The 13230-nt window shown below is 57.6% G+C and carries 13 protein-coding genes; 4 read left to right on the top strand and 9 right to left on the bottom strand.

The features are described from left to right. Positions 1–99: 99 nt before the first annotated feature. The 9 genes from prmA to acuI form a co-directional block, all read right to left on the bottom strand. Complete coding sequence (gene prmA, locus J2Y91_RS05935) at positions 100–981, bottom strand: 50S ribosomal protein L11 methyltransferase (RefSeq protein WP_133622580.1); 882 nt, start codon at positions 979–981, stop codon at positions 100–102. A gap of 11 nt (positions 982–992) precedes the next feature. After that, positions 993–2447 (bottom strand): sodium/pantothenate symporter, encoded by a 1455-nt coding sequence (panF, locus tag J2Y91_RS05930; protein ID WP_133622581.1) that lies wholly within the window; start codon positions 2445–2447, stop codon positions 993–995. Continuing rightward, positions 2437–2682 (bottom strand): YhdT family protein, encoded by a 246-nt coding sequence (locus J2Y91_RS05925; protein WP_048914411.1) that lies wholly within the window; start codon positions 2680–2682, stop codon positions 2437–2439. The genes panF and J2Y91_RS05925 overlap by 11 nt, the downstream gene beginning before the upstream one ends. Before the next feature lie 160 nt (positions 2683–2842). Then, positions 2843–4192 (bottom strand): acetyl-CoA carboxylase biotin carboxylase subunit, encoded by a 1350-nt coding sequence (accC, locus tag J2Y91_RS05920; RefSeq protein WP_048914412.1) that lies wholly within the window; start codon positions 4190–4192, stop codon positions 2843–2845. Positions 4193–4203: 11 nt separating this feature from the next. Next, positions 4204–4680, bottom strand: a complete 477-nt coding sequence (accB, locus tag J2Y91_RS05915) for an acetyl-CoA carboxylase biotin carboxyl carrier protein (RefSeq protein WP_048914413.1) — start codon at positions 4678–4680, stop codon at positions 4204–4206. A gap of 21 nt (positions 4681–4701) precedes the next feature. Continuing rightward, complete coding sequence (gene aroQ, locus J2Y91_RS05910) at positions 4702–5154, bottom strand: type II 3-dehydroquinate dehydratase (protein WP_048914414.1); 453 nt, start codon at positions 5152–5154, stop codon at positions 4702–4704. 240 nt (positions 5155–5394) lie between these two features. Then, a complete protein-coding gene (gene msrQ, locus J2Y91_RS05905; RefSeq protein WP_133624997.1) occupies positions 5395–5994 on the bottom strand; it encodes a protein-methionine-sulfoxide reductase heme-binding subunit MsrQ in 600 nt (199 codons plus the stop codon). 3 nt (positions 5995–5997) lie between these two features. Then, complete coding sequence (gene msrP / locus J2Y91_RS05900) at positions 5998–7002, bottom strand: protein-methionine-sulfoxide reductase catalytic subunit MsrP (RefSeq protein ID WP_048914415.1); 1005 nt, start codon at positions 7000–7002, stop codon at positions 5998–6000. 134 nt (positions 7003–7136) lie between these two features. Further along, the gene (acuI, locus tag J2Y91_RS05895; RefSeq protein WP_133622582.1) at positions 7137–8114 is read right to left on the bottom strand and encodes an acrylyl-CoA reductase (NADPH); all 978 of its coding nucleotides are present in this window, start codon (positions 8112–8114) and stop codon (positions 7137–7139) included. A gap of 223 nt (positions 8115–8337) precedes the next feature. On the opposite strand from acuI, the gene csrD reads away from it, so the two are divergent. The 4 genes from csrD (at position 8338) to mreD (ending at position 13225) form a co-directional block, all read left to right on the top strand. Further along, positions 8338–10287 (top strand): RNase E specificity factor CsrD, encoded by a 1950-nt coding sequence (gene csrD / locus J2Y91_RS05890; protein ID WP_133622583.1) that lies wholly within the window; start codon positions 8338–8340, stop codon positions 10285–10287. Between the two features lie 314 nt (positions 10288–10601). Continuing rightward, the gene (mreB, locus tag J2Y91_RS05885; protein WP_003855260.1) at positions 10602–11645 is read left to right on the top strand and encodes a rod shape-determining protein MreB; all 1044 of its coding nucleotides are present in this window, start codon (positions 10602–10604) and stop codon (positions 11643–11645) included. Positions 11646–11714: 69 nt separating this feature from the next. Then, complete coding sequence (gene mreC / locus J2Y91_RS05880; RefSeq protein WP_048914418.1) at positions 11715–12740, top strand: rod shape-determining protein MreC; 1026 nt, start codon at positions 11715–11717, stop codon at positions 12738–12740. Then, the gene (mreD, locus tag J2Y91_RS05875; RefSeq protein ID WP_048914419.1) at positions 12737–13225 is read left to right on the top strand and encodes a rod shape-determining protein MreD; all 489 of its coding nucleotides are present in this window, start codon (positions 12737–12739) and stop codon (positions 13223–13225) included. Before mreC ends, mreD begins: the two co-directional genes overlap by 4 nt. The last annotated feature ends 5 nt before the right edge of the window (positions 13226–13230 follow it).

Genomic DNA, 13230 nt, shown 5'->3' with positions numbered 1-13230 from the left:
GGATAACAACATAATTCACGTCAGTTTGCCTGTTATTCGGGACATCTGACGGATGTAAAGCGCTGGCGCAGCTCATCCGATCTGCGCCAGGTGGTTGTTTTATCGGCGGATCCCGGTAATGCGACACCACTCTTCTTTCTCGGCCACCGGGTCGAGAACAAAGGTATCGGCATAGGCTTCACACACGCTCTCGGCCTGGCTGGCCAGTACGCCGGAAAGACCCAGATGCCCGCCGCCGATCGGCAGTACGCTAATCAGCGGTGCCAGTTCGCGCAGCGGGCCGGCAAGGATATTCGCCACCACCACATCGGCACTGAGGTACTCCGGCTGCTGGTGTGGCAGATAGAGCGACAGACGCTCTGATACGCCGTTACGCTCGGCGTTATCACGGCTGGCCTGAATCGCCTGTGGATCGATATCAATGCCGATAGCGGCGGCGGCCCCCAGCTTCAGCGCGGCAATCGCCAGAATGCCGGAGCCACAGCCGAAGTCGATCACCGTTTTGCCTGCCAGGTCGAGGCCGTCAAGCCAGGCAAGGCACAGCGCGGTAGTGGGATGGGTGCCGGTGCCAAACGCCAGGCCCGGGTCAAGCATCACGTTCACCGCCTGCGGGTCCGGCACATCGCGCCAGCTCGGGCAGATCCACAGGCGCTCGCCGAAACGCATCGGGTGGAAGTTATCCATCCACTCACGCTCCCAGTCTTTGTCCTCGATCTGCTCAATTTTATGCGGAAAACCTGCGCCTAACAGCGGGCACTGCTCCAGCCCGGCGATGACATCTTCCATCTCCGTTTCGGCATCAAACAGGCCAATCACATCGGTATCGCCCCACAGGCGCGTTTCGCCCGGCAGCGGCTCAAACACCGGATTATCATGCGTATCCTGGAAGGTGACCGAAACGGCCCCGTTCTCGATCAGCGCGTCGCTCAGCTCTTCAGCCTGGGCGCCGGTGCTGTTAATTTTCATTTGTATCCAGGGCATAGCGATTCTCTTTATTCAGACAATAGGGCGGCAGTGTCCGCTTCGGCGTCAACACGGCCAAAGCGGTTGCCAATGACAAACGCCAGCAGGCTAAGCAGCAGCGCTGGCACGATAGGGTGGAAGCCCCACGGTTGCAGATTCAGGCTGGCGAGCAGGGTATAGCAACCGGCACCGGCGATCATACTGCTCAGTGCGCCAGCAGCGTTAGCGCGCTCCCAATAAAGGCCCAGTACCAGCGGCCAGAGGAACACCGCTTCCAGACCGCCAAAGGCCAGCAGATTAAGCCAGATGATCATATCCGGCGGGTTCCAGGCCGCCAGCAGCAGCAGCATGCCCAGCACCAGGGTTATCGCGGAAGAGAGACGTTTCAGCAGCGGTTCGTTATCCAGGTGCTGCGGGCGCACGCGCAAAAACAGATCTTTGACGATCGTCGCCGATGATTGTAGCAGCTGGGCATTAATGGTGGACATGATCGCCGCCATCGGTGCCGCCAGGAAAATGCCGGCAGCCAGCGGCGGCAACACCTGGATCATCAGCGTCGGGATCACCTGATCGGGGATCGCCAGGTCAGGCAGTACCGCGCGTCCCAGCGCGCCCGCCAGGTGCATACCCAGCATCAGCACGGCGACCACCACGGTGCCGAGCAGGATCGCCAGATGCATCGCCTTACTGTCTTTATAGGAGATGCAGCGCACCGCCGTATGCGGCAGGCCAATCACCCCAAAGCAGACCAGCACCGAAAACGAGGCAAGGAAGGTGGGCGTCAAAATGCCCCCGACGCCGGATGAAGAGACCAGCTGCGGATCAATTTTCTGCAGCGTGCTGACGGCGCTGTGCATTCCGCCTGCGGCATGGATCACGGCAAACAGTAACAGGAAGGTGCCAATCAGCATCACCACGCCCTGCATCGCATCATTCAGCACGCTGGCGCGGAAGCCGCCAAGGGCGGTATACAGCGCAATGGTGCTGCCAAAAATCAGCAGACCTTTGTCGTAGGGGATCCCGGCGGCGGTTTCCAGCAGGCGCGCTCCGCCGATGAACTGCACGGTCATCGCGCCGATAAAGGCGACCAGCAGGCTCAGGCTTGCCAGCCACACCAGCAGCGGGCTGCGATAGCGCGCGTACAGCATATCGTTGAGGGTGACTGCATTGTAGCGGCGCGCCAGAATGGCAAACTTCTTGCCCAGCACGCCAAGCGACAGCCAGACGGCAGGCACCTGCACCATCGACAGCAGCACCCAGCCGAGCCCATATTTATAGGCTGCTCCCGGACCGCCGATAAATGAACTGGCGCTGATATAGGTGGTTGTCAGCGTCATGGCCAGCACAAAGCCGCCCATCGAGCGGCTGCCGAGGAAATACTCGCTCAGGAAGCTGCCGGCGCGGCGCTGGCGCATGGCAAAGACAGATAAACCGGCGACCAGCAGCAGATAGCCAATCAGCGGCAGAATAATTTCAAACTTCATGTTTATCGTCCTCCAGAGGAATGTCGCGGAAGACGACGCGCACCATCAGCCAGCAGAGAAAGATAAACAGGCCGGGTATTAGCAGGCAGGCCATTTCGAACCAGTGCGGCAGGCCGGTTACCCCCTGCGCGTCGCCCGGCAGCCAGGCTGACAGCGCCCAGCAGGCGAGATAAGCCACCGCCAGCCAGAAAGACCAGCGAGCTTCACGGTGGGCCTGTACAAAACGTTTTTCCATGCGTTTCTTTCCCAAATAAGAAGGGGCCGAATAATCGGCCCCTCTGCATATCGATCGCTGACATTGTTGCGGGCCGGGCATGCCCGGCCCGCAACAATAGCGCAGTGGCGCGATAACCGCCCCCCACGGGCAGGGGCAGGCATGCCAGACCCGCGCTTGATTACTTCTCCTGCAGGCCGAGTTTCTTCTCCAGATAGTGGATATTGGTCCCACCGTGCTGGAAGTTCTCGTCTGACATGATTTTCATCTGCAGTTCGATATTGGTTTTGATCCCATCGATGATCAGCTCAGCCAGCGCATTTTTCATGCGTGAAATCGCCACATCGCGGTTCTCACCGAAAGTGATCAGTTTGCCGATCATGGAATCATAGTACGGCGGCACGGTATAGCCGGCGTAGATATGAGATTCCCAGCGCACGCCAAAGCCACCCGGTGCATGGAAGCGGGTGATCTTGCCAGGGCTTGGCAGGAAGGTGTTAGGATCTTCAGCGTTAATACGGCATTCCACCGCATGACCACGGATGATCACCTCTTCCTGTTTGATCGACAGCGGCTGACCGGCAGCAATGCGCAGCTGCTCTTTGATCAGGTCAACGCCGGTGATCATCTCGGTAACCGGGTGCTCAACCTGAATACGGGTGTTCATCTCAATGAAGTAGAACTCGCCGTTTTCGTACAGGAACTCGAAGGTACCTGCACCGCGATAGCCGATCTCTACGCAGGCTTTCGAGCAGCGCTCGCCGATGTAGCGACGCATCTCTTCGGTGATGCCTGGTGCTGGCGCCTCTTCCACGACTTTCTGGTGACGGCGCTGCATGGAGCAGTCACGTTCTGCCAGATAGATCGCGTTGCCCTGACCATCTGCCAATACCTGAATTTCGACGTGGCGAGGGTTTTCCAGGTACTTCTCCATGTACACCATGTCGTTGTTGAAAGCCGCTTTGGCTTCCGCTTTCGTCATGTTGATGGATTGTTCCAGATCTTTGTCGCTGCGCACGACGCGCATACCACGACCGCCGCCGCCGCCGGAGGCTTTGATGATTACCGGGTAGCCGATACGTTTGGCGAAGGCACGGTTTTTTTCCATATCTTCGGTCAGCGGACCGTCAGATCCAGGTACGGTCGGTACACCGGATTTTTTCATCGCGGTGATCGCCGACACTTTGTCGCCCATCAGGCGGATCGTGTCAGCTTTCGGGCCGATGAAGATAAAGCCAGAGCGCTCAACCTGCTCAGCAAAGTCGGCATTCTCAGACAGGAAGCCGTAGCCAGGGTGGATAGCCACGGCGCCGGTGATTTCCGCCGCGGAGATCAGCGCCGGGATGTTCAGATAGCTTTTAACCGATGGAGCCGGGCCGATACAGACGGTTTCATCCGCCAGCAGCACGTGCTTCAGGTCGCGATCGGCCGTGGAGTGGACAGCAACGGTCTTGATGCCCAGCTCTTTACAGGCACGCAGAATACGCAGCGCGATTTCACCGCGGTTAGCAATTACAATTTTATCCAGCATGGTTCGCCTCGTTATTCGATGACTACCAGCGGCTCGTCAAACTCAACAGGCTGACCGCTTTCGACCAGAATCGCTTTCACAACGCCGGATTTATCGGCTTCGATCTGGTTCATCATTTTCATCGCTTCAACGATGCACAGGGTGTCACCGGCGTTAACTTTCTGACCGATTTCCACAAACGCTTTCGCGTCAGGGCTTGGGGTGCGGTAGAAAGTACCGACCATTGGGGAACGCACGATATGGCCACTGATCTCGGCAGCAGCTGGCGCTTCCATTGCTGGAGCGGTCGCTGGAGCAACGGCGGTAGCCAGAGCTGGCTGCTGCTGCTGCATCATCGGCGCAGCATACGCCTGCTGCATCATCGGGTAACCGACGTTAGCTGGTGAGCGGCTGATGCGAACTGACTCTTCGCCTTCAGAGATTTCCAGTTCAGCGATGCCTGATTCTTCAACCAGTTCGATCAGTTTTTTAATCTTACGAATATCCATGAGTGTGGTTCCGTACTCTGTTTAATTAGATGGTGACAGGCGTTTAACTGCCGTCTGTAAAGCCCAGGAATAACCGTCGACGCCAAGTCCACAGATCACGCCGGCAGAAATATCAGAAAGATACGAATGATGGCGAAAGGGCTCACGAGCATGCACATTGGACAGATGAACTTCGATAAACGGAATACTCACCGCCAGCAGCGCATCACGCAGTGCTACGCTGGTATGAGTGAATGCCGCCGGGTTAATGACGATATAATCGACATTGCCTTTCGCTTCATGAATGCGATCAATTAACGCATGTTCCGCATTGGACTGGAGATGGCTCAGAGTCACGTTGAGTTTGCCTGCCTGTGCGGTCAGATCGCTGACAATATCGGCCAGCGTGGTGTGACCATACTTCTCAGGCTCACGGCTCCCCAGCAAATTCAGGTTGGGGCCGTTTAAGAGCAGTACATGAAACTTATCGGTCATCTTGCTGCTATCTCCTGCGATAACTGAGGCATCGCACAAAATACATCGCCAAAGCCGATTTGTCACCTTTTCAGATGAAATTTGGCCCTGGTCACCCTTCGAAGTCGGGCATTATAACGATATCAACGCAATTAGCAGCTAAATACTGGTCGTATCAGCGAAGATGATCAACCGCGCCGCTGAAAAAAGGCGCAGTTGAGTGTAGCAACTGTGGGGTGGGACACAATATTCGCGGTTCGCTTATCGGAACCAATTGCGAATCTTCTTATAGCGCCAGGCCAGCAGGATCGCCGCAATTAGCGCATAAATCCACGGCTGCGGCGAGTAAACCTTAACTGACCACAGGTAGTGAATGGGCGCAAGGATCGCGACCAGATAGACGCCATTGTGCAGCAGCTGCCAGCGTTTACCCAACTTGCGCTGCGCTTTCTGGAAAGAGGTGAGTGCCAGCGCCAGCAAAATAAGCCAGCTGATAATGCCGAGCGTCAGATAAGGGCGCGAAACCAGCTCCGAGCCGAGCAGGCCAAGATTGCTGATACCCAGCTCCAGCAGGGAGTAGCTCACCAGGTGCAGGGTCGCCCAGGCAAAACACCACAGCCCGAGCAGACGGCGCACGCGGATCAGCAGCGGTTGCTTACCATAGCGCGCCAGCGGAGCGATCAGCAGCGACCCCAACAGAAATTTCAACGCCATCCTGCCGGTAAAATGCTGGATATCTTTCGCTGGATCGGCGCTAAACCAACCCTGATCGATGGATAACAGCAGCCACAGCAGGGGCAGAAATCCGGCGAGATGCAGCACAACCTTCAGTCCGGTGATCTGTTTAACCGACAGGCGCACCATTTAGAAGTTTTCCCGCAGATTCAGCCCGCGATACAGCGAAGCGACCTGGTCAGCATAGCCGTTATACAGCAGCGTTGGCTGGCGTTTCACATCGAGAATACCGCCGGACCCGATAAAGCGTTCGCTGGCCTGCGACCAGCGCGGATGGTCGACGTGTGGGTTCACGTTGGCAAAGAAGCCATATTCGTTCGGGGCGGTCTGGTTCCAGGTGGTCGGCGGCATATCCTTCACCAAAGTGATTTTGACGATCGACTTGATCCCTTTGAAACCGTATTTCCACGGCACCGTCAGGCGAATAGGGGCGCCGTTCTGCGGCGGCAGGGCTTTGCCGTATACGCCGGTGGTGAGCAGGGTGAGTGGATGCATCGCTTCATCAAGGCGCAGCCCCTCAACATAGGGATAATCCATGCCGCCGCCGATAAAGCGGTCCTTCTGGCCGGGCATCTCATCCGGCGCATAAATGGTCTGGAAGGCCACATAGCGCGCATTGCTGGTGGGCTCAGCGGCCTTCAGCAGTTTGCCCAGCTCAAAGCCAATCCACGGCACTACCATCGACCAGGCTTCAACGCAGCGCATGCGATAGATGCGCTGTTCCTGCGGGAAGCGTTTAAAGATGTCATCCATATCCAGCGTCAGCGGTTTACCGACCTCGCCGCCGATCTCAATTTTCCAGTCGGTGGTCTTCAGCGTCCCGGCATTGGCTGCCGGATCGGCCTTATCCAGCCCAAATTCATAATAGTTGTTGTAGCCGGTAACTTTATCTTCCGGCGTCAGGGCAAGGTCGGCCTGATACTGCTGTGGCTTACTGAAATCAAGTGGCTTACCGGCGGGTGCAGGTGGGCGATCGTGGCCTTTAAACCACGACAGCACATCCGCGCGTGCGGCGTTCGGCAGCGACAGGGCCGCCGCGCTCAGGCCCAGGGTTTTCAGCAGCGTGCGGCGACGGCTGTTGAACACGCTTTCTGGCGTGACGTCATTTTCAGTCAGTTTATTCACGGGTTTCATCGGCGACCCTTGCTCTTTGTAGGGGAATAACGTTGAGCATGGCTCAGGGCCGGAGTTTGCGCGAGTAATCGGCAAAAAATGTGAAATTTCCTGGAAGAGATCCCCCGCCGGGCGGCAGGGGAAGGGGCGGTCAGTTAGCGGATGCGCACCAGCGTGCGGCCGGTGCTCTGATTATTCAGCAGCTTTTCTGCAGCAGTGGCGGCGTCGGCAAGGGAAACCTCCGTCGTGGCCTGCTGATAAAACGCGGCGGGCAGCACTTTCAGCAGGCGTTTCCACGCTTCGATGCGGCGCGGCGCGGGCGTCATGACTGAGTCGATACCCTGCAAGCGCACGTTGCGCAGAATAAACGGCATCACGCTAGTGGGCAGCGCAAAGCCGCCCGCCAGGCCGCAGGCCGCGACCACGCCGTTGTAGTGCGTCTGCGCCAGCACGTTGGCCAGCACGCGATCGCCTACGGTGTCGACGGCCCCGGCCCAGCGCTGTTTCTCCAGCGGGCGCGACTGCGCGCTGAAGTCGCTGCGCGGCAGGATTTCATCGGCGCCGAGCTGACGCAGATAGTCGTGCGTTGATTCACGTCCGCTGACCGCCGCCACCCGATAACCCAGCGCGTGCAGCAGCGCCACGGCGGTACTGCCCACGCCGCCGCTGGCTCCGGTAACCAGTACCTCGCCACTGTCAGGGGTGACGCCTCCCTCTTCCAGCGCCATCACGCACAGCATCGCGGTGAATCCTGCGGTGCCGATAATCATCGCTTTGCGCCCGTCCATGCCCTGCGGCATTGGCACCAGCCAGTCCGCCTTAACCCGCGCCTGCTCGGCCAGCCCGCCCCAGTGATTCTCACCCACCCCCCAACCGGTCAGCAGTACCGGCTGCCCGCTGTGAAAACGCGGGTCGCTGCTGGTATGCACCCGTCCGGCGAAGTCAATGCCGGGCACCATTGGGAACTGGCGGATAATCTTGCCCTTACCGGTTATGGCCAGCGCGTCTTTATAGTTAATGCCTGACCAGTCAATGTCCACCGTCACATCGCCCGGCGGCAGCGTATCCGCGTCGATCTGCTTAACCGTCGCGACGGTGTGGCCTTCAGACTGTTCGAGAACCAGTGCCTGCATAAGAATCTCCTGAAAATGATGTCTGTAACGAAAATAGCAGCCTGCTGAGACTATACTCGCGAAAATGCGTTTTTATCTGACGCCGGGCAAGCAATCGGCGCGATGATTGTGTTATTTTTGCCCGCCGCTGCCGCCAGGTAGCCGAAATTCTCCGGTCGTTAACAATCAGGCTGCGGTTCAGTGTTAATGACGACTCGATCACCGCTGTTACATGGGCACAAGGATGCGATTAACCACCAAACTCTCTGCGATAGTCACGCTGCTTTGTTCACTGGCGACATTACTGATGCTGGTGGGCTGCGTGCTGAGCTTTTTTTATCTCAGTAACCAGCGGGCAGAACATCGGCTCCAGCGGATGGCCGATGATGTGGATAGCGCACTCCTCACTCAGTCGCCACAGCAGGTTGAGCCCTGGCTGCGTCAGCTAATGAATCCGCTGCAAATTGAGCGAATTGAGCTGCTGCGCCATCAAACGCCCCTTCTGCAGCTTGCCCGCCATCAGCAGTCGCTGCTGGACGACGAACCCAACCGCTACCGCCAGATCCTGCTACCGCTGCCGCGCCATGCGGATATGACGCTGCGCGTGCAGTGGGTCGATCTCAGCCGCACTTGGTTTACCTCATTTATTGGCGCCTCAACGCTGTCGGCGATTGTCGCGGTGGTGGTGATCATGACCCTGCTGCTGTTACAGGCTCACCGCTGGATGTACCGTCAGCTGCGGGGAATGGAGCGGCTGGAGGCGCGTGCCGAAGCGATCATCAGGGGCGAGCGTTCAACAGTGCGATCCGGTTCGGTCCATGAGTGGCCGCCCAAGGCCAGTAGCGCTATCGATCTGCTGCTGAGCGATCTGAAAGAGGCGGGCGAGCAGCATAATCGCATCGATACGTTAATCCGCGCGTTTGCCGCCCAGGATGCCCGCACCGGGCTGAACAATCGTCTGTTTTTCGATAATCAGCTGACCACGCTACTGGAAGACCCCGAAGCGGTCGGGACGCACGGCATGGTGATGATGATCCGCCTGCCGGATTTCGACAGCCTGAGCGAACGCTGGGGCCATGCGGCGGTGCAGGATTATCTGTTTGCCCTCGTCAACATCCTTTCTACCTTTGTACTGCGCTATCCCGGCGCACTGCTGGCGCGCTACTTCCGCAGCGATTTTGCCGTTCTGCTGCCGCATCGCAGCGTTAAAGATGCGGACGGCATCGCCTCGCAGCTGATTAACGCTGTGGATACACTGCCGCCGACGCGTATGGTCGATCGCGACGATATGATCCATATCGGCATCAGCGGCTGGCGCAGTGGGCAGAGCACGCAGCAGGTGATGGAAAATGCAGAGCTGGCGACGCGGCAGGCGACCTTGCTGGGCGGCAATAACTGGTCAGTCGGTGAAGGCGGGCAGCAGGATCTGGCGCGCGGTAGCGTGAAATGGCGCACTTTACTGGAAAATACCGTCAACCGTGGCGGACCGCGGCTCTACCAGAAACCGGCGGTCAATGCGCGCGGTGAAGTGGATCACCGGGAGATGATGCCGCGCATCTTCGACGGCGAGAAAGAGCTGCTCTCTGCGGAGTATCTGCCGATGGTGCAGCAGCTGGGGCTGGCGGAACGCTACGACAGGCTGATGGTGATGCGTATCGTGACGCTGATCGAACTCTGGCCGGAGGAAACGCTTGCTATCCCGTTGACCCTCGACTCATTATTACAGCGCTCATTCCTGCACTGGCTGCGCGATATGCTGCTGCAATGCACTAAATCGCAAAGAAAACGTATTTTATTTGAACTTGCAGAAGCGGATGTGTGTCAACACATCAGCCGCTTAGAACCGGTGTTCCGCTTACTCTACGGTTTTGGCTGTAGCGTAGCGGTGAATCAGGCAGGGTTAACGGTGGTCAGTACCGCCTATATCAAGCAGTTTCAGGTGCGGTTGATCAAGCTGCATCCGGGCCTGGTACGCAATATCGATCGGCGTACCGAAAATCAGCTGTTTGTACAAAGCCTGCTGGAGAGCTGTAAGCAGACTTCAACTGAGGTTTTTGCCGCGGGAGTGCGTTTTAAGGAAGAGTGGCAAACCCTGGTTGAGCTGGGCGTTACTGGTGGTCAGGGGGACTTTTTCGCTACCTCACAACCGGTTAACAGTAGCGTGAAAAAATATTCGCAAAGATATCGAGTTTAGTCTCACGTCTGGCGGGTTTTCACGTAGAATACCCGCGCGGTCGTGGTGCGATGCGGCTTTGTCGCAGGCCCAGGCGAAACTGAAAATGTTAATTTTTATGTATGTTATGTCCGCTGAATCGTCGGAAAACCAGAGCAGATTGCCGGAATGACGGCCTCTGTCTCACAACAGATGCTTAAGGTTGTGACGCTGGCGCGAGATAGCATGATTTTTCACCGGAGCAGAACGTTTTTGCGCCTTGTCGCTGCTTCGTGTGGTTGGTAAAGTAAGCGGATTTTATTTTCCGCCCCCAGCTTGCAGGATTATCCTTTAGTATGTTTAAAAAATTCCGTGGCATGTTTTCCAACGACTTGTCCATCGACCTGGGTACCGCCAATACCCTGATTTACGTGAAAGGGCAGGGCATTGTTCTTAATGAGCCTTCCGTCGTTGCTATCCGTCAGGATCGTGCCGGTTCCCCTAAAAGCGTGGCGGCAGTCGGTCATGACGCCAAACAGATGCTGGGTCGTACCCCCGGCAATATCGCAGCTATTCGCCCAATGAAAGATGGCGTTATCGCCGACTTCTTTGTCACCGAAAAAATGCTGCAGCACTTTATCAAACAGGTTCACAGCAACAGCTTCATGCGCCCAAGCCCGCGCGTGCTGGTGTGTGTACCGGTAGGTGCGACTCAGGTCGAACGCCGTGCCATTCGCGAATCCGCGCAGGGCGCTGGGGCACGTGAAGTGTTCCTGATTGAAGAACCGATGGCTGCGGCAATCGGTGCTGGCCTGCCCGTTTCTGAAGCGACCGGCTCAATGGTGGTGGATATCGGTGGTGGTACCACTGAAGTCGCCGTGATCTCGCTGAACGGTGTGGTTTACTCCTCTTCCGTGCGTATCGGCGGTGACCGCTTCGACGAAGCGATTATTAATTATGTGCGCCGTAACTACGGCTCTCTGATTGGTGAAGCCACCGCAGAGCGTATTAAGCATGAGATCGGTTCAGCCTACCCGGGCGACGAAGTGCGCGAAATTGAAGTACGCGGTCGTAACCTGGCAGAAGGGGTTCCGCGTGGATTCACTCTGAACTCCAACGAGATCCTCGAAGCGTTGCAGGAGCCGTTAACCGGTATCGTGAGCGCGGTGATGGTTGCGCTGGAACAGTGTCCGCCAGAACTGGCATCGGACATCTCCGAACGTGGCATGGTACTGACCGGTGGTGGTGCGCTGCTGCGTAACCTGGACCGCCTGCTTATGGAAGAGACCGGGATCCCGGTGGTCGTTGCAGAAGATCCACTGACCTGCGTTGCGCGCGGCGGTGGTAAAGCGTTGGAAATGATCGACATGCACGGCGGCGATTTGTTCAGCGAAGAATAATCTGCCTGAAGGAGTGCCGGGGCGCTGCCCGCACTCCTTTTTCATGTTGTCGAGGAAAACGCCGAGTTTATGAAGCCGATGTTCAGCAGGGGGCCTTCCCTGCAGTTACGCTTATTTTTAGCGGTTATAGTGGCAATAGGCGTAATTGTTGCCGACAGTCGTATGGGAGCTTTCTCCCAGATCCGCACCTATATGGACACTGCCGTCAGTCCATTCTACTTCCTGGCCAACGGGCCGCGTCAAATTCTGGACAATGTTTCTGAAACATTGGCCTCCCGCCAGCAGCTCGAGCTGGAAAATAAAGCCTTACAGCGTGAACTGATCCTGAAAAACAGCGAATTGCTGATGCTGGGGCAGTTTAAGCAGGAAAACGCCCGCTTACGCGAACTGCTGGGTTCACCACTGCGTCAGGATGAGCAGAAAATGGTGACGCAGGTGATCTCTACCGGTACCGATCCTTACACCGATCAGGTGGTGATCGACAAAGGCAGCGTCAACGGCGTGTATGAAGGTCAGCCGGTGATCAGCGATAAAGGCGTGGTCGGCCAGGTGGTGGCGGTGGGTAAAATCACCAGCCGCGTGCTGCTGATCTGCGATGCTTCACACGCGCTGCCCATTCAGGTGCTGCGCAATGACATCCGGGTGATTGCTGCCGGTAACGGCTGCACCGAAGATCTTCAGCTGGAGCATCTGCCGGGTAACACCGATATCCGCGTCGGTGATGTGCTGGTGACCTCCGGGCTGGGTGGACGCTTCCCTGAAGGCTATCCGGTTGGCGTAGTGTCATCAGTGAAAGTTGATACCCAGCGCGCTTATACCGTGATCCAGGCACGTCCAACCGCTGGCCTGCAGCGCCTGCGTTATCTGCTGCTGCTGTGGGGCGCCGATCGCAATGGCACGATGCCAATGGCGCCGGATGAAGTGCACCGCGTGGCCAACGAGCGCCTGATGCAGATGATGCCGCAGGTGTTACCGCAGGCGAGTGAAGTCGTCGGGCCACCGGCACCGCCAGCCCCTGCGGCGGCCACGCAAACTGCCGCGCCGGCAGCGGCGCCTGTGCGCACCCAGTCCGCCGTGCGTGGGGTGCAGCCTTGAGTCGCTATCGCAGTCAGGGGCGCTGGGTCATCTGGCTCTCCTTCCTGGTCGCGCTGGTGCTGCAAATTATGCCGTGGCCGGAACAGTTCTATATGTTCCGGCCCTCCTGGCTGCTGCTGATCCTCATTTACTGGACGCTGGCGCTGCCGCACCGCGTGAATGTCGGTACCGGCTTCGTGATGGGATCTATAATGGATCTCATCTCCGGTTCGACCCTCGGCGTGCGTGCACTGGCGCTGAGCATCGTCGCATACCTGGTGGCATTCAAATTCCAGCTGTTCCGCAATCTGGCGCTGTGGCAGCAGGCACTGATGGTGATGGTGCTGTCGCTGGCGATGGATGTTGTTGTTTTCTGGGCAGAGTTTTTAGTGATTAATGTCTCTTTTCGCCCGGAAATATTCTGGAGCAGCGTCGTCGACGGTGTACTCTGGCCGTGGTTGTTCTTACTGATGAGAAAGATTCGCCGCCAGTTCGCCGTACAATAAAGGAC

The organism is Erwinia aphidicola, from assembly GCF_024169515.1.
GTDB lineage: Bacteria > Pseudomonadota > Gammaproteobacteria > Enterobacterales > Enterobacteriaceae > Erwinia > Erwinia aphidicola.
Note: the sequence above shows the minus strand (reverse complement) of the source record. Positions and strands in the feature narration are given on the sequence as shown.